Source organism: Micromonospora sp. NPDC048868, from assembly GCF_043198195.1.
Classification (GTDB): Bacteria; Actinomycetota; Actinomycetes; order Mycobacteriales; family Micromonosporaceae; genus Micromonospora; species Micromonospora reichwaldensis.
In genome coordinates this window covers 33,876-48,634 of record NZ_JBICUN010000001.1, presented here as the reverse complement: position 1 = coordinate 48,634, position 14,759 = coordinate 33,876, and the positions used below count along the sequence as shown (strand labels likewise).

Here is a 14,759-nt window from a genome sequence, read left to right as displayed (position 1 = left end):
TGGCACGACACGTCGGCCGCAGCCGCTCGCCTCCACCCGTCGCGCCGTAGGCCACAGGCCGGTGCGGGTGCCCGCCCCATGAGACGGGCGGACACCCGCAGCGCTCAGCGGGTCAGGAGCTGGTGCGACTCGCGGAGCTTGGTCCAGGACTTCGGTTCGGCCGGCGGGCCGGCCTTGCGGGCCGCGCCGGCCACCTCCGGCCGACCGGGGGTGAGCAGCCAGGTGGTGAAGAAGTCGTCCAGGTCCAGACCGGAGATCCGTTCGGCCAGGGCCTGGAACTGGGCGGTGGTGGCGTTGCCGTGCCGGTGCGCGGCCGTCCAGGCCGGCAGGAGTGCGAAGAACGCCTCGTCGCCGATGGCCAGCCGCAGCTGGTGCGCCGTCATCGCGCCCCGGTCGTAGACCGCGGCGTCGAAGATCCTGCCCGGTCCGGGCGCGCCCGGCGGCACCTGCCAGAACCCGTCGTCGGCCGGGTAGCTGGCGTACGTGAAGTCGAACAGCTCCTGCGCGGTGCCCTCGCCCTGCTCCTCCGACCAGAGCCACTCCGCGTACGAGGCGAAGCCCTCGTTCAGCCAGATGTCGCTCCAGTCCGTCAGCGAGACCGAGTTGCCGAACCACTGGTGGGCCTGCTCGTGCACCACCACGTAGGTGTTGGCGCCCCGGCGCCAGAAGCCCGGCCCGTACACCGGGCGGGTCTGCGTCTCCAGGGCGAAGCCGATGCCGTCGACGGGCCCGGCCACGCCGCCCTGCGCCTCGAACGGGTACGGCCCGAAGACTCCGCTGCACCACTCGACGACCTCGGCCGTGCGCCCGATGCTGGCCCGCGCGGCCGGCCCCAGCTCGCCGAGGCCGGCGCTGTACGCGTTGACCACCGGCTGGCCGCTGGGCGCCGTGTCGGTGACGATGTCGTACTGGCCGATGGCGAGGAACGACAGGTAGGTGGCGGTGGGTGAGGTGGTCCGCCAGCTCCACCGGGTGCGGTTGCCCGCCTCGACCAGCGGCGGGCGCGGCTGGACGCCGTTGCTGATCACCTCGACGCCGGTCGGCACCGAGACGGAGACGTCGAAGGTGGCCTTGTCCTGCGGGTGGTCGTTGCTGGGGTACCACCACCAGGCCGACTCCGGCTCGTTGACCACCATCGCCCCGTCGGCGGTGCGGGTCCAGCCGGTGTAGCCGCCGACCAGCGTCTCCGACGGCACGCCCGAGTAGCGCACCACGATGGTGAGCTGCCTGCCGGCCGTGATCGCGCGGCGCGGGGTGACCGCCAGCTCGTGCACGCCCTCCCGGGTGGCCGTGGCCTGCCAGCCGTCGACCCGCACCGACTCGACGTCGAGCAGGAAGTCCAGGTTGAACCGGGACAGGTCCTCAGTGGCCCGGGCCAGGATGGTGGTGGTGCCGGTGAGCAGGTCGGTGGCCGGGTCGTAGCGCAGCCGGACGTCGTAGTGCTGGACGTCGTAGCCGCCGTTGCCGTAGTCGGGGAAGTAGCTGTCGCCCAGTCCCGGGCCGCCGGGTTGCGGTGCGGCGGCGGGGACGGGCCGGCCCACGGCCGGTGGGGCGGCCTGGCCGGGGGTGCCGGCGACCAGGCCGCCGGCGGTGGTGACGGTCAGGGCGGCGATGGCCGCCGTGAGAGCGCGTCGCACGGGGTGGACTCCCTCCGTCGGGGTGTACGCACCGGCCAACCTAATCGACGATCGTGAACATGTTGGTCCCGTCGCCCAATCCGACCCATTCCATTGATCTGAATGTTTCGGTAGCATTACCGCCTGGTAACAAGCCCCGTCCCTGGCCACGCGCGCGGTCACCGGGCCCACCACCCCCTGTCCCGTGGAGGTCCCCCTCATGCCCCACCGCCCGCTGGCCCGTGCCCTCGCCGCGCTGGTCGCCCTGTCCACCGCCGCCCTCGGCGCGCTGCTCGCCCCCGGCACCGCCCAGGCCGCCGCAGCCGTCAACTACGTGGCCCTCGGCGACTCCTACTCCTCCGGCGTCGGCGCCGGCCCGTACGACCTGTCCACCTGCCTGCGCAGCCAGAAGTCGTACGCCCCGCTGTGGGCCGCCGCCAACGCGGTCACCAGCTTCGCGTTCCCCGCCTGCGGCGGCGCCGTCACCTCCGACGTCATCAACAACCAGGTCGGCTCCCTGAGCACCAGCACCACCCTGGTCACCATCACCATCGGCGGCAACGACGCCGGCTTCGCCGACGTGATCACCAGCTGCCGCTTCGGCAGCACGTCGAGCTGCACCAACGCCGTCAACGAGTCGAAGGCGTTCGCCACCACCACGCTGCCGGGCCGGCTGGACGCCACGTACGCGGCCATCCGGAACCGGGCCCCGAACGCGCGGCTGATCGTGCTCGGCTACCCGCGCCTGTTCGAGACCGGCTCCTGCGGGCTGCTGGCGATGAGCACCTACAAGCGGACCATCCTCAACGAGGCCGCCGACGTGCTCGCCACCGTCATCTCCGGCCGGGCCGCCGCGGCCGGCGCCACGTTCGCCGACACCCGCCCCTACTTCGCCGGCCACGGGGTCTGCGCGGCCGACCCGTGGATCCGTGACGTCAGCGGCGTCATCGAGGCGTACCACCCCGACGCCGACGGCTACCGGTACGGCTACCTCCCGGCCCTCAACGCCGTCACCGGCTGACCGCCCCGCCCACCTGCGGTGTGAGGAAGGGACACTTCCTCACACCGCAGCCGCCGCGCCCGGCTTCGTCACTGTCCGGTGTCGTCGGTGTCCGTTAGGGTCTTTGTGGATCAGGTGGGGCGACGGCGACGGGAGCGGGAAGTGGGCAGGCTCGCGTCGGCGTACGGGCAGGCGGTCGCCGCCCACCGGGCCGCCCGCGTCCACCTCGAAAACGCCCGCGCCGCGTGGCGTGCCGCGCCACCGCCCGCCCCACCGGAGGCCGACCCCGACCTGGTCGCGCGGCTGGCCCGCGTCGGCGGCGCCCTCGCCGCCCCCGCCCCGGGCACCCCACTGACCGGTGCGCCCCTGCCGGTCCGCCTCGGTGAGGCGATCACCGCTGGCGGCGGATTCCCCGTGCTGGTGCCCCTCGGCGGCGGCCACCACCTGTCCGTCGACGTCGACGCCCGTGACCCGCGTACCGCAGCGCTGCTGCGGGCCGTCGTCCTGCGGATGCTTGCCACCGCGCCGCCCGGCGGGCTGCGGATCGCCGGGCTCGACGCCGCCGCCCTCGGGGCCACCTTCGGACCGCTGCGCCCGCTGGTCGACGCCGGGGTGCTCGACCCGCCCGCCACCACCGAGGCGGAGGTGGCCGCGCTGCTCGACGACGCGGAGCGGCACGCCCGCGCCGCCCGCAACGGCGACCGCGTCGACCAGGAGCTGTTGCTGGTGGTGGCCGCGTCCGCCCCGTCGCCCCGGGAGGCCGCCCGGCTCGCCGCGCTCACCCACGCCGGCCCGGCCGCCGCCGTCTGCGTCCTGGTCGGCGGCTGGCCGTCCGGACCGTCGGCCACCCCACCGCCGCCGCTGGGCACCACCACCGCGCTGCGCCTGACCCCCGACGGGTACGCCCACGTCGGCGACCCGCCCGGCGCGCCGTTCAGCGCCGACGGCAGCGGGCTGGCCGTGCCGGTGCTGCTCGACGGCGATCCGCCGCCGGCGGCCGTGTCGGCCCTCGCGGAGCACCTCGACGCCGCCGTCCGCCGCCAGGCCGCCGTGGGCTTCGCCGAGCTGCTGCCCCCGCACCGGTGGACGGAGTCCGGCCGAGCCGGCCTGCGTACCGTGGTCGGGCGCGCCGGCCGGGAAGCCGTCGCGGTCGCCTTCGACGACGCCACCCCGCACTGGCTCGTCGGCGGGCGCACCGGCGGCGGCAAGACGGTCTTCCTGCTCGACGTCCTCTACGGACTGGCCGCCCGTTACTCCCCGGCCGAGCTTCAGCTCTACCTGCTCGATTTCAAGGAGGGCGTGAGCTTCACCGAGTTCGTGCCGACCGAGCGCGACCCCGCCTGGCTGCCGCACGCCCGCGCGGTGGGCATCGAGAGCGACCGCGAGTACGGCGTCGCCGTGCTGCGCGAGCTGCGCCGCGAGCTGAACCGCCGAGCCACCCTGCTCAAGCGGCACGGCGTCACGAAGCTCGCCGACCTGCCCGCCGACGTCGCGGCCCCCCGGGTCGTGGCGGTGGTCGACGAGTTCCAGGTGCTGCTGGCCGGCCGGGACGCCCTCGCCCGGGATTCGGTGGACCTGCTGGAGGAGTTGGCCCGCAAGGGCCGCTCCTACGGGGTGCACCTGGTGCTGGCCAGTCAGAGCACGACCGGCATCGAGGCCCTCTACGGGCGGGCCGAGGCCGTCTTCGGGCAGTTCGCCCTGCGGGTGGCACTGCCCGGGGGCGGCGGCGTGCTCGACCGCGACAACCTCTCTGCCGCCACCCTGAGCGTCGGCACGGCCGTGCTCAACACCGCTGCCGGGGCCACCGGCGCCGACACGGTCGTCCGTTTCCCCGATGCGCACGCCGAGGCCGGCGTGCTGGCCCGGCTGCGCCACGAGCTGTGGCAGGCCCGCCCGACGGGTGCCCGCCCGCCGTCGGTTTTCCGGGGATACGAGGGGGCCCGCGTCGAGGACGACACCACGTTCGCCGGTCTGCGCCCCGGCGGCCGGCGTCCCCTGGCGCTGGTCGGCCGCACCGTCGACATGGACGGCACGTCCGCGCTGTTCATGATGGACACCAGCCCCGGCCGGCACCTGGCCGTCGTGGGCACCGCTGTCACCGCCGCCGAGGTGCTGCGCGCGGCCACTCTCAGCCTCGCCCGCCAGCACGGCCCCGGCGAGGCGCGGTTCCTGCTCGCACACCTCGTGGCCGCCGCGGACCCGGCCGTCGACGACACCGTCGCCGCGCTCGTGGCCGCCGGCCACACCGTGGAACGCCTCGACGCGCACGCCCTGCGCGACCGGATCGTGGCGCTGGCCGCGCCGACCCCCGCCCCGCACGCGGCGCCCGGCCCGGACACGACGGCCAGCCCGGTCACGCCGCCCGGCCCGGACGCGACGGCCGGCGCGGCGGGCTCCACCGGTGCGGGGCCGGCCCGCACCTACCTGGTCGTGTTCGGGATGGACGCCGCCTCCGCCGTGCTCGGCGCCGCTGATCCGGTGACGTTCCGTTCCGCCCACGAGGACCTGCGCGCCCTGCTGCGTCAGGGGCCGGGGCGGGGCGTGCACCTGCTGGGCTGGTGGCGCGGCCTGCGCCGGCTCGCCGACGACCTCGGTGGCACCCACAACCGGGACGACGTGGCCTGTCTGGTCGCGCTGAACGTGACCGGCGCCGAGCTGGGGATGCACCTGGGCGTGCACGATCTGGCCTACGAGCCGCGCGCCGACCGGGCGCTGCTGGTCGACCGGCACGACCAGCGGGTACGCCTCATCGTGCCGTTCACCCGCGACGGGCACCCGCCGGACGGAGAGAGCTGAGTGTCCACCTTCGAGGACTACGCGGCGCTGGCCCGCCATCTCGCCGCCCAGCGGCAGGCCGGCGAGCAGGGTGCCGCCGCCGAGTCGGCCCGCCAGCGGGACCTGCACGCCGCCGTCGACTACCTCGACCGCCGGCTCACCGCGCAGGGGCAGCGCCTCGACCAGCTCGGCCACACGATCGGCAGTCCACCCCCGCCCACCGGCCGGCCCGCCCCCGGCGCCCCACCGGGCGGCCCGGTGCCGGGCGCGCCGACGTCGGGCGGGCCGGTGGCGGTTGCGCCCACCTCGGGCGGGCCGGTGGCGGCTGCGCCGACGTCGGGCGGCCCGTCGGCCGTCGGGGTGCCGTCGGCCGGGCGGCCCCACGGGTTACCGCCACCGGGGACGGGATCGGTCGGCGGCGCAGCCGCCGTGCCGGGGCGGCCGGGGGTCGGGGCGTACCCCCAGGGGAGCCCGGGGGAGACGGCGCTGGCGGTGCCGGGCGGGGTGCCCACGCCGCGCGCCGGGGAGCTGGACCCGGCGGCGGAGCTGGAGTCGGCGCGGCGCTGGGCCGACGAGGCCGACCGGCTGGGCCAGCAGGTCGAGCTGCTGGCCCAGCGCCCGGCGCTCCTGCCGAGCTGGTCACCGATGGCCCGGGCGCTCGCCGTCTATCTCGGCTGTGCCGGCGTCGGCGTGCTGCTGATGCTGGTCATGGTGCTCGCCTCCGGCGTCGGGGCGCTCGGCCTCGGCACGCTCTACACGTGGATGTGCGCCGGGTTGCCCGCCATGTCGCTGATCGCCGGGTGGCTCATCCTCGGTCGCTGGGGCACGCCCGCCGTGGTCGCCGGCACGCCGCCGCGCTACCCCCTGCTGGGCATCCTGGTCTGCTTCCTGGCCGTCCCGCTGGCCTACTGCGGCTACCTGCTGATGTTCCGCGCCCTGCGCTGACGCCGCGCTGTCGCGCCGGGCGGCGGTCTCGGTGGCGGCGAGGAAGGCGTCCAGCTCGGCGGGGGTGAGCCCCTCGTCCTCAAGCAGCGCCAGGAGCAGCACCGTGCCGGCGGTCACCACCGGGGCGGTACCGGGCGGCGGCGGGCGCTCGCCCAGGGCCGCGCCGAGCAGCGTCTCCGCCAGCGTCGGGTCGACGTCCACGCCGGTCAGGTCGTAGCGTTCCCGGGCCGCTGCGACGAACCTGATCAGCGGCGCGCGGTCCTGCCCGGCGACGAACCGGCGGCGCGCGGCCACCAGCAGCGCCCCGGCGAGCAGGTCGGCGTAGCGCAGCCACTGCGGCTCGGTGAAGCGGCGCAACCGGCGGTCGTGCCGGCCGAGCCGCCCGTCGAGCAGGCTCCGCAGGGCGGTCGTCGGGTCGTCGGTCATGGGCGGTTCCACCTTCCTCGGTTCTGTCGGCTGCGCGGCAGGCCCGCTCTGGCCTGCGGGGCGTGCCGTTTGGTGTTGGCGACGACCAGGTCGGCGGCGGCCCGTGCCCCCTGTGCTGTCGCCCGTGCGGTCGCTGATGTCTTCGGCTGCGCCGGGGCGGCCCGCCGGGGCGGCAGCGCGGGTGCCGGCTCCGGTGTGCCGGCCAGGGCGGCGGCCCACCGGTCGATGGCCCGACCGCCGTGCGCCAATCGCGCGGCCACCAGGTCGAGCCGGGCCACGGCCGCCCGGAACCGGCCCGCCGCGGCCAGGTCGCCCGGGTCGCGCGCCGCGCCGGGCCGCTGCGGCAGGGCGCCCCCGAAGGTGGGGCCAGAAGGCTCGGGGCGGCGGCGGATGCGGTCTTCGGCCGCAGCCAGCCACCATCGGGTCCTGGCGGCCTCGGCGGCGGCCCGGTCCGCGTCGGCGCGGGCCGCCCGCAGCCCGGCGAGCAGGTCACCGGCGCTGCCGGAACCGGCCCGGGCCACGCCGAGCCCGGCGTGCACGAGGCTCAGCGCCCGCCAACATTCGGTGACGGCATCCTGCCAGGGCAGCCGCCGGCCGGGCGGTCCCGCGCCGTGCAGCAGCCCGCCGGCCCGGTCGGCCGCCGCGATGGTCGCCAGCCAGGCGTCCCGAAGCCCGTCGACGGCACCCGCGTGCCCCGGCAGCTCCGGCGGCACCGCCGGGCCTCGGGGCGTCGGCAGGTCGGGCGACGCCGGGCGGATCGGCGGCGGGGCGTCGCGCCGGTCGTAAAGTCGGGCCCGCGCGGCGCGCTGCGCGTCGCAGGGGCCGGGCCGTCCGCACCTGCGGCAGATCCCGGTGTACGCCTCCGTGTCGTGCTCGACCACCGTCCGCCGCGCCTCGGCCAGCTCGAGCAGTACGTGACGGCGCAGCTCGTCGGCGTTCACGAGGCGACCCTGGCGTGCTTCACCAGACGGGCGAAGCTCACCTCCGGGCACGGGTACGGCTCGCCGCACCCGCACATCCAGCGCGTCACGGGCCGGGGCGGGTGGGCGAACAGCACGTCGTCGGCGTCCTCGACGTCCTGCGCCGACGCCAATAATCGTCCGGCGGCGGGTGAGGTGTCGTTCTGCGATGGCGCGTGGTCGTTCATCGGTACGCGACCGGCGGGTGGTGGGACTGGTTCGTGGGGCACGAGGGTGTCTCCCGTCCGTCGATGGCGGTGCGGAATCCAGCCGGGGCCGCGTGCGGCGGCCACGGCACGCCCGGCCGACCGGGGGATCGACCGGCCGGGCGCTCTGTGCGGTGGGGAAGAACCGGGTCCCGTGGGTGCTGACCAGGGGCTCGGTTGATGTCGAACCTACGATACCAAGCTATCGCAGTCAAGCAATCACTTGCGATAGCAAGGTGAGGGGTGGTCGAATAGCGGTGCTGACCAGGGAGTATCGCTATGCCACCGAGCCCCAAGTGGGTTTTGCTTGCCGAGCACATTCGCAACCAGATCGCATCAGGCGAGTTGCCGCCAGGCGAGAAGCTGCCGTCCACGTCGGAGCTCTGCCAGATCCACGGCGTATCCGCGATCGTGGTGCGCAACGCGATGCTGACGCTGAAGGCCGAAGGGCTGGTCGTCGGTGTTCCCGGGGTGGGCGTCTTCGTCGTAGACGAGTGACGTCCGAACGTGTGGTGCCGCACTGCCGCCGCTGAGCGATCCGGGTCGCAACGTCGGAATTCCCGTAGATCTTGGCAATTCTCGGCCCTTAGCGGGGCAACGTATCGCCAAGATCTAACCATCGGTGATGTCTTCAGGTGATCACACGGTCGCGCTCGGTGCGCTGATCTCGTACTCTCCTCTGTGGTCGTGGCTCGTGCGGGGCGCGGCTCGTCAGGAACCGGGGGAGGGCGTGTGAGCGCAGCGGAGATGATCGCCAGGTTGGCGGCGGCGTCGCAGAAGCTGGACGAGGCGAAGGCAAAGACGGCGGCGGCAGCCCAGGATGCGGCCGAGGCCCGACAACTTGTCGCGGGCGCGTTGCAGGGCATCGGCGCCGGGCCACTGATCGGCATGATCGATTCGTATCGGGAAGCACTGATGAGGGCGGCCCAGGGCAGCGAGCCGGCCAAGCAGCAGGTGCAGGAGACGATCGCCAAGGTGCACGCACTGGGAAATTGAGTTCGGGTGGTGGCGGCGGTACTAGTCAGCCACCCGTTGTCGCGAGACCCGTGATTCGGCCGGCGATTCCCCGAAGGCTTGACGCCGGTGCTCGCGGGCAGGCCGCTCCTCCTGCTCGCCCACGCGAACGCCTCTCCAGCGAGTCGATCGCCTGGTGGACATCAGCAACGGCGGCGGCATATGCGACGTTTCAAGAGTTCCTGCCGCCTGTGGTGAAGGCATTCGCCGGCACTGTCCTGGCTGCCGCCACATCTGTCGGCTCGTACAAGGCATGGCAAGCGAAGCGGAGAGATCGGAGTAGTGTCGATGAAGATCGATGACCGTGTCGAGGTGCTGGTCAGATCTGTCCTGGATGCGGCGGTCCACAAGGATATCGACCGTCTTGCTGCGGCCACGGCGTCGCTCGGGGAAGAGGCGACCGTGACGAAAGCTGTGGAACTCAGCCTCGCGGTAGCGGCTGCCGTGCTCTTCGAGGTTCATGAGGGGATGCCCTCGGCCGACCAGGTCACGGAGATCTCCCGCACGATCGCGGAGCAGGAACGGTGGAGCGGGGTCCGAGCTGCCGAGGTCGATTCCCTGCTGCAAGCGATTTCGACCGGAAGCCCGGTGGTAGCTGGGAGTGGTTCGGCGTCGGCCGCCGTTCCGTTTGTGGTCACGGCGAACCTGCTGGCCGCTGCCTCCCAGCCGGATGAGGGGGAGTGGTGGTTCAACTACCTGGACAAGGTGGAGGCGGCGATCGAGGCGGCGGGATGACCGGGGTGTCGGAGCCGGTGACGCGTGACGGTGGGGTGCTGGACGGGTTCCACGTCCGGCAGGTGCCGGCTGACGTCGGTGCCGAGGTCTCCGACTTCGCCAGCGAATGGGACGACGTCCGGTTCGCCACGCGGGTCTGGGAGCGGCAGACCGACGAGGGCTACCAGGTCGACCTGCGCGTCCACGTCCTGCGGGGCGAGCGGCTGACCGACCTCGCCGCGCTGCGCGACTTTCTCGCCGAGTATCACGAGCGCGACCCTGACGACTGGCCGTTGACCGAATTCCCTCGTGGTGAGACCACGGGGCTTCATGACGCTTCGCAGGCGTTCTGGTTGGCCGAGCCTGGCGTCGCCGTCAACGTGCTGGTCGACCCCGCTCAGGTGGACCGGGAGCAGCTTCTGGCAACGGCGCTTGCCGTTGTGGCTGTCGGGGACGTGCGGCAGATGAGTTCATCTGCACGACCGGCAAGGGACTCGTAATGCAGGTGATGGATCACGCGCTGTGAAGGGAGGACTGTCGGTTGACTACGAGCGCTGACGAGCTGTTCGCGGCACGGCTCGCTTTCCCGGTGGGCGACCGCGTGCGAGGCACCGTGAGTGCCGTCCCGATGGGCGCGGGAAGGGCAGGGGTTCTGGTAGACCTTGGCCAGCCGCCGCGAGGATGGGTCGACGTCCTACACCTGCCGGATGACCCGACCGACTGGCCTCCGGTCGGCAAGGCTGGGCTCTTCGAGGTGGGGCAACACCGGCCCGGCCAGGTGCGGCTGTTTCCGTTGGACGCCGGGATGCGAGGTCGAGTGGCCCGCCTTTTACGCTGGCCCGATGAGGATTGGGCCGCGATCACCAGACGGTACTCCGAGGGCGAGGTTGTCGTGGGAACCGTCACGAACGTTTTTCCAGGCAACCGCGAGTACACAGTCATGTTCGACGACTGCTGGTCGGCGGTCGAGTATGAGGACAACGCCCCGCCGGTCGGCTGGACCGGCCCGTTCCGTGTGACCCGTCTACTGGAGTGGACTCACCGAATTTTGCTAACGCCGGCAAAGTAAGGTCGCCGCTCGGGCGGCCAAGGGCAGCCGGGGGCGCCCGCCCGCCTTCGACCGTGAGCTGTACAAACAGCGCAACGTCGTCGAGCGGGCGATCAACAAGATCACACAGTTCCGAGCCGTGGCCACCCGCTACGACAAGAGAGAGTTCTCGTACCAGGCTACGGTTGACGTCGCCACGATGAAGATATGGCTACGCGATCTCGCTCGCCCTAATCCCTAACCCACACGAATATGTCCCAGCCGAAGCCACTGAGAGCGATGGCCAGCACGACGGCGCTGACCGCCGTCGCGGTCACGGAGAGCCGCCGCCAGCGGTCGTTGCCGGTAAGCGCGTGTACGAGTGACCCTGTAGCGAGGACAGCTCCGAGCATCCAGCCATGAAGCATTATGTACAGCTGCGAGGTTATGAACAGCCAGGTGAAGGGGTTTAGCAGGGAGAAACCGAAAGGCACGAGGTCCTTGGGGTCGTGCATTTCGTGGGTGAGTTCATAGTGGCCGAGTCCCAACCGGATCCGGCTGACGGCGTATAACACCAGCACGACCGCATATAGAACGCCGAATCCCAACTGCGTCACTGCAAGGCCGGTACGTACGCGGGGCGCACCGGCTGCCCGGATGGCCAGCGCAATGTTCCCTGACGCAAGCACTGCTGTCCCCTTTCTGGTGGTAGCGGCAAGTTGGAGGGCTGCCACTGCGGTGCCGAGAGCGAGCCGCAGCGGAGACAGCCCTATGTCGGCGGCGCCGTGTATGTCGGCCTCCCACTGTTCGCGGTAGCGCGAACGGGCATCGGAGACTGGCAACGCGGCCGAGGCAAACCGGCTGACGGCCAAAGCGAGGCGCATTCGGCGGGATGCTGTCATCGGGCCAGGTTCGGCCGAATGGCGGAGTTCCGGAGCGTGCTCCGCTGAGCGGCGCGTTGGCAGATCCGGCGAGCCTCGGTCGCCCCGTCGCGCGTCAGTACGTACAGTCGCCGCCGGGCACCCTTGCGATCCTGGTCATCCCAGGAGGATGTGACCCATCCGGCTCTCTCTAGGCGGTCTAACAGTGGGTAGACCGTGCCGGACGGCCGCCCGGTAGCCTTGATGATCTCCAACCCCCATCGCGGCTGCTCAGAGTCAAGCAGGACGGTCAGGACGTCAACGGTTGCCCTACCTATACGGGCGAGCGGTTCCATGGGCCTTAAACTACATGTGTAGATTAACGATGTCTATCAGAGACTTTAAGAGTCGACACCTTCGCGGCCCTCAAGATCCACGAGACACGGCCTAATCCATGAAGAGCGCGGCGAGCCTCGGCAGACGCCGACGGACCTCGCCGTCGTCCTCGAAGTCCCAGCCCTGGCCGAGCTCCGGGTGTCTGCCAGTGACCGCACTGGGCAGCTCCATGCTCCCTGATGCGACCGCGTATGCGTCCCATACGACGCCATACATGGATTCGCATTCAAGATCGAACCCGCCGTCGACGGCAACGCGTTGGACCACCGGCAGGTCGGCGAGCGTATCCGGGTCTGCCACAGCGCGTTCAAACGTCTCACGCCCCTGTGTGAGCAGCCAGCCGCGGAAGTACTCGAAGCCGTCGTCGGAGCAACCGCCGTTGATCAGATAGGCCGCCTGCCACAGGTCCCACCCGTACGACTGCGCACGCAGATCCCACAGCGGCTGCGCCAGTTCCGCGATCCTGTCGGCCGGCAGGGCAGCCAGCAGCCGCAGTGTCTGCTCGGCGACGTCCTCGGCGTCCGAGGGGTCGACCGCAGACTCCCGTGCCTTTGCCACCACGTTCCAGAACCCGTCAACACTCATGACGCGGGAGTATGGCAGCGGTCTCCGACTTCGCCGCCCACCATTCGCCGTCGTGCCCGTTCCTGACCGCCCGTCTAGCGCACGGAGCCCTGCAAGATGAGCTGATCGCGGCAGATCCGGATACCCGATCTTGCCTTGGGGCCGACTCGACGGCTTATCCGCCGGTGACCAATGACTTCGCTCTGCCCTCAGCCCCCGCCTCGCAAGCGGTGCGTACGTCCGCTGGTCTAGGGTCCCTGGGGTGGTCATGAGCGCGCAGGACGTTGTGGGCGTAATCGAGTCAGATCCGGGAGTAATGAAAGTGCTTCGGGCTGCGGCCGACCTTGGATTACCGGACTGGTGGATCGGTGCCGGCTTCGTACGCAATCACGTCTGGGACGCGATCAGCAACATCGCGGTCTCGCCGGAGCGCGACGTGGATGTCGCCTACTTCGACCCGGAGAAGCTGGACCCACGCGAGGAGGCACGCGCCGAAGCCCAAGCCATGGTGGCCCTGCCTGGGGTGCCGTGGGAGATTCGTAATCAAGCACGGATGCATCTGCGCAATGGCGATGAGCCCTACACGTCCACCTTGGACGCGATATCGCGCTGGCCCGAAACGGCAACGTGCGTCGCGGTTACCCTGCGGGGTGACTCTGTTCGCCTGGTGTCCTGCCATGGGCTGGCTGACCTCGTAGGAATGGTTGTCCGCCCCTCTCCAGCTTTCAACAATGCAGCGGGCCGCGCGAAGGTACAGCGCCGCGTGGAGGCCAAGGGATGGCTCGACCGGTGGGCCGGACTGCGGCTGGAGATCTAGCGCTCACGCCAAACGAAGGAAGGGTCGCGGGCGGTGCAGGTCAGATCGTGTGGATCGTGATGAGGTCTTCGAGACCTGCGAGGTCGTCGGCGTTGCGGGTGTACACGGCGGCGTCAAAGGGCAGCTTCTGGCAACGGCGCTTGCTGTCGTGGCGGTAGCGGATCGAGATGGCCCAGTCAGCTCAGGCGTCGAACGACCGGCCGCAGCACGTCCACCAGCGGACTGAGGTCGGCGGTGTTGAGGTGCGCCTGGCATGCCTCGATGTTTTCGGTCCTGTCCAGCTCGGACCAGTCGAGCAGGAAGCCTGCTGCCGCAGCGAGCTGCCGTAGGAACGAGCGGCTCGTACGCCCGTTTCCCTCGCGGAAGGGATGGCAGACGTTCAGTTCGCCGTAGTAGTGCGCCAGCGCCTCCACGAAGGCGGCATGGTTCAAGCCGAGCAGGTGTCCGTCCGAATCGAGGCGCCTCAGGATCGAGCTGACCTGGTCGTCTATGAACCGCCAGTGGCAGAAGCGTGCACCAGGCTTGCTGATGTCGACACTCCTGGTCTGACCAGCCCAGGAGTAGACGTCGCCAAATAAATACCGGTGGAAGCTCTGGAGGTGGTCCAGCCCGTAGTTGCCGGGAATGATCAGGCGGGATGCCGAGATCTCACGGATCGACACCAGCCGGAACTCGGTCGTGCGAAGCTGCTCCGGGTCCGAGACGCCGAGCTTGTTCTTCAGACAGTCGGTGCCTGGCCAGCAGTAGGGGTCAGGCTCGGTCACCGCTGATCCGGGCAATCTCCTGAGCGATCAGCTCGTCGGCGCTGATGACGCCGGACGCGACATCCCGGAGTCGATCCTGCCATTCCTCGTCGAACTCCTCGCCTTCGAGGGCGGCGTTCGCCGTGGCCAGGACGACGGCTGTTTCGACGCTCGCGACCTGGCGGGCGTAGTACGCCTGCATCATCTCGACGTCGATTTCCTCGTTCGAGCTTGCCGCCTCCGGCAGGGCACCGCGTGCGGCCCGCCAGGGAAGCTCGTTGTGGGTCATGGTCGACAGTTCGCTGGCGGAGAACTTGCCGTACGTGGTGGTCACCCAACGCACCGTATCTGCTTGAGCGGGCGTCAGCCGGGAAGCCTTGCCGTGCGGCCACTCGGAAACGGTGAGCTGGCGTCGGTGGTGGCGGTAGAGAAGCGGCACCACGGGGCCTTGTCGCCACGCCTCGATGCGATCCGGGTAGAGCGCAGTGCCGTGCCGAGCCAGGTGCCACCCCTGGCAGTAGTAGACGAGCTTCTCCAACTTCATGGCGTTCATGGAGCCCAGCTCACCCAGCACCGCCGCTGCTACGTCATGAGCATCGGTCACGGTGGCACCTCCTTCCGGGCCTTGTCTGCTGCCCTGAGCCTACCGATAGGGATGCGTGCTGGCGTCCAGCGCTGACGTGTTGTCTCGTTCAGC

At 71.2% G+C, this 14,759-nt stretch carries 16 protein-coding genes; 8 read left to right on the top strand and 8 right to left on the bottom strand.

Features of this window, described 5'->3' with window-relative positions:
• Positions 1 to 104: 104 nt before the first annotated feature.
• Entirely contained in the window at positions 105 to 1,637 is a 1,533-nt protein-coding gene (locus ACGFNF_RS00245) for a M1 family metallopeptidase (RefSeq protein WP_357577682.1), read from the bottom strand.
• Positions 1,638 to 1,836: 199 nt separating this feature from the next.
• Between ACGFNF_RS00245 and ACGFNF_RS00240 the strand changes: the two genes are divergently transcribed.
• The 3 genes from ACGFNF_RS00240 to ACGFNF_RS00230 all read left to right on the top strand — a co-directional run bounded on the left by ACGFNF_RS00240 (position 1,837) and on the right by ACGFNF_RS00230 (position 6,336).
• A complete protein-coding gene (locus tag ACGFNF_RS00240) occupies positions 1,837 to 2,637 on the top strand; it encodes an SGNH/GDSL hydrolase family protein (protein ID WP_357577683.1) in 801 nt (266 codons plus the stop codon).
• 141 nt (positions 2,638 to 2,778) lie between these two features.
• Complete coding sequence (locus ACGFNF_RS00235) at positions 2,779 to 5,412, top strand: FtsK/SpoIIIE domain-containing protein (protein WP_393164775.1); 2,634 nt, start codon at positions 2,779 to 2,781, stop codon at positions 5,410 to 5,412.
• On the top strand, positions 5,413 to 6,336 hold the full coding sequence (locus tag ACGFNF_RS00230) for a hypothetical protein (protein ID WP_393164773.1): 924 nt from the start codon (positions 5,413 to 5,415) through the stop codon (positions 6,334 to 6,336).
• Between the two features lie 422 nt (positions 6,337 to 6,758).
• Here the strand turns inward: ACGFNF_RS00230 and ACGFNF_RS00225 are convergent, their stop codons facing one another.
• Complete coding sequence (locus ACGFNF_RS00225) at positions 6,759 to 7,703, bottom strand: hypothetical protein (protein WP_393164771.1); 945 nt, start codon at positions 7,701 to 7,703, stop codon at positions 6,759 to 6,761.
• Positions 7,700 to 7,909, bottom strand: coding sequence for a hypothetical protein (locus ACGFNF_RS00220; RefSeq protein WP_393164769.1), 210 nt, complete (start codon positions 7,907 to 7,909; stop codon positions 7,700 to 7,702). Before ACGFNF_RS00220 ends, ACGFNF_RS00225 begins: the two co-directional genes overlap by 4 nt.
• A 297-nt stretch (positions 7,910 to 8,206) precedes the next feature.
• Here ACGFNF_RS00220 and ACGFNF_RS00215 point away from each other — a divergent pair, with 297 nt between their 5' ends.
• From ACGFNF_RS00215 to ACGFNF_RS00200, 4 genes are all read left to right on the top strand, one after another.
• Positions 8,207 to 8,425 carry a winged helix-turn-helix domain-containing protein gene (locus ACGFNF_RS00215; protein ID WP_311413617.1) on the top strand — a complete coding sequence of 73 codons (219 nt, stop codon included), beginning with the start codon at positions 8,207 to 8,209 and terminating at the stop codon, positions 8,423 to 8,425.
• Between the two features lie 234 nt (positions 8,426 to 8,659).
• Positions 8,660 to 8,923, top strand: a complete 264-nt coding sequence (locus ACGFNF_RS00210; protein ID WP_091076450.1) for a DUF6244 family protein — start codon at positions 8,660 to 8,662, stop codon at positions 8,921 to 8,923.
• A 306-nt stretch (positions 8,924 to 9,229) separates the two neighbouring features.
• Complete coding sequence (locus tag ACGFNF_RS00205; RefSeq protein WP_393164767.1) at positions 9,230 to 9,676, top strand: hypothetical protein; 447 nt, start codon at positions 9,230 to 9,232, stop codon at positions 9,674 to 9,676.
• Entirely contained in the window at positions 9,673 to 10,155 is a 483-nt protein-coding gene (locus tag ACGFNF_RS00200; protein ID WP_393164765.1) for a hypothetical protein, read from the top strand. The genes ACGFNF_RS00205 and ACGFNF_RS00200 overlap by 4 nt, the downstream gene beginning before the upstream one ends.
• Before the next feature lie 778 nt (positions 10,156 to 10,933).
• Here ACGFNF_RS00200 and ACGFNF_RS00195 read toward each other — a convergent pair.
• The 3 genes from ACGFNF_RS00195 to ACGFNF_RS00185 all read right to left on the bottom strand — a co-directional run bounded on the left by ACGFNF_RS00195 (position 10,934) and on the right by ACGFNF_RS00185 (position 12,523).
• Positions 10,934 to 11,584 carry a hypothetical protein gene (locus ACGFNF_RS00195; RefSeq protein ID WP_393164763.1) on the bottom strand — a complete coding sequence of 217 codons (651 nt, stop codon included), beginning with the start codon at positions 11,582 to 11,584 and terminating at the stop codon, positions 10,934 to 10,936.
• A complete protein-coding gene (locus ACGFNF_RS00190; RefSeq protein WP_393164761.1) occupies positions 11,581 to 11,898 on the bottom strand; it encodes a PadR family transcriptional regulator in 318 nt (105 codons plus the stop codon). The genes ACGFNF_RS00195 and ACGFNF_RS00190 overlap by 4 nt, the downstream gene beginning before the upstream one ends.
• A 91-nt stretch (positions 11,899 to 11,989) precedes the next feature.
• Positions 11,990 to 12,523 (bottom strand): DUF4240 domain-containing protein, encoded by a 534-nt coding sequence (locus ACGFNF_RS00185; RefSeq protein WP_393164759.1) that lies wholly within the window; start codon positions 12,521 to 12,523, stop codon positions 11,990 to 11,992.
• Between the two features lie 247 nt (positions 12,524 to 12,770).
• On the opposite strand from ACGFNF_RS00185, the gene ACGFNF_RS00180 reads away from it, so the two are divergent.
• Complete coding sequence (locus tag ACGFNF_RS00180; protein WP_393164757.1) at positions 12,771 to 13,319, top strand: nucleotidyltransferase family protein; 549 nt, start codon at positions 12,771 to 12,773, stop codon at positions 13,317 to 13,319.
• 176 nt (positions 13,320 to 13,495) lie between these two features.
• Here the strand turns inward: ACGFNF_RS00180 and ACGFNF_RS00175 are convergent, their stop codons facing one another.
• Together ACGFNF_RS00175 and ACGFNF_RS00170 are read right to left on the bottom strand one after the other, a co-directional pair.
• Positions 13,496 to 14,083: a Fic/DOC family protein gene (locus ACGFNF_RS00175; protein ID WP_393164755.1), complete on the bottom strand. Its 588-nt coding sequence runs from the start codon at positions 14,081 to 14,083 to the stop codon at positions 13,496 to 13,498.
• A complete protein-coding gene (locus ACGFNF_RS00170) occupies positions 14,070 to 14,666 on the bottom strand; it encodes a type II toxin-antitoxin system antitoxin SocA domain-containing protein (protein ID WP_393164753.1) in 597 nt (198 codons plus the stop codon). The genes ACGFNF_RS00175 and ACGFNF_RS00170 overlap by 14 nt, the downstream gene beginning before the upstream one ends.
• Between the last annotated feature and the right edge of the window lie 93 nt (positions 14,667 to 14,759).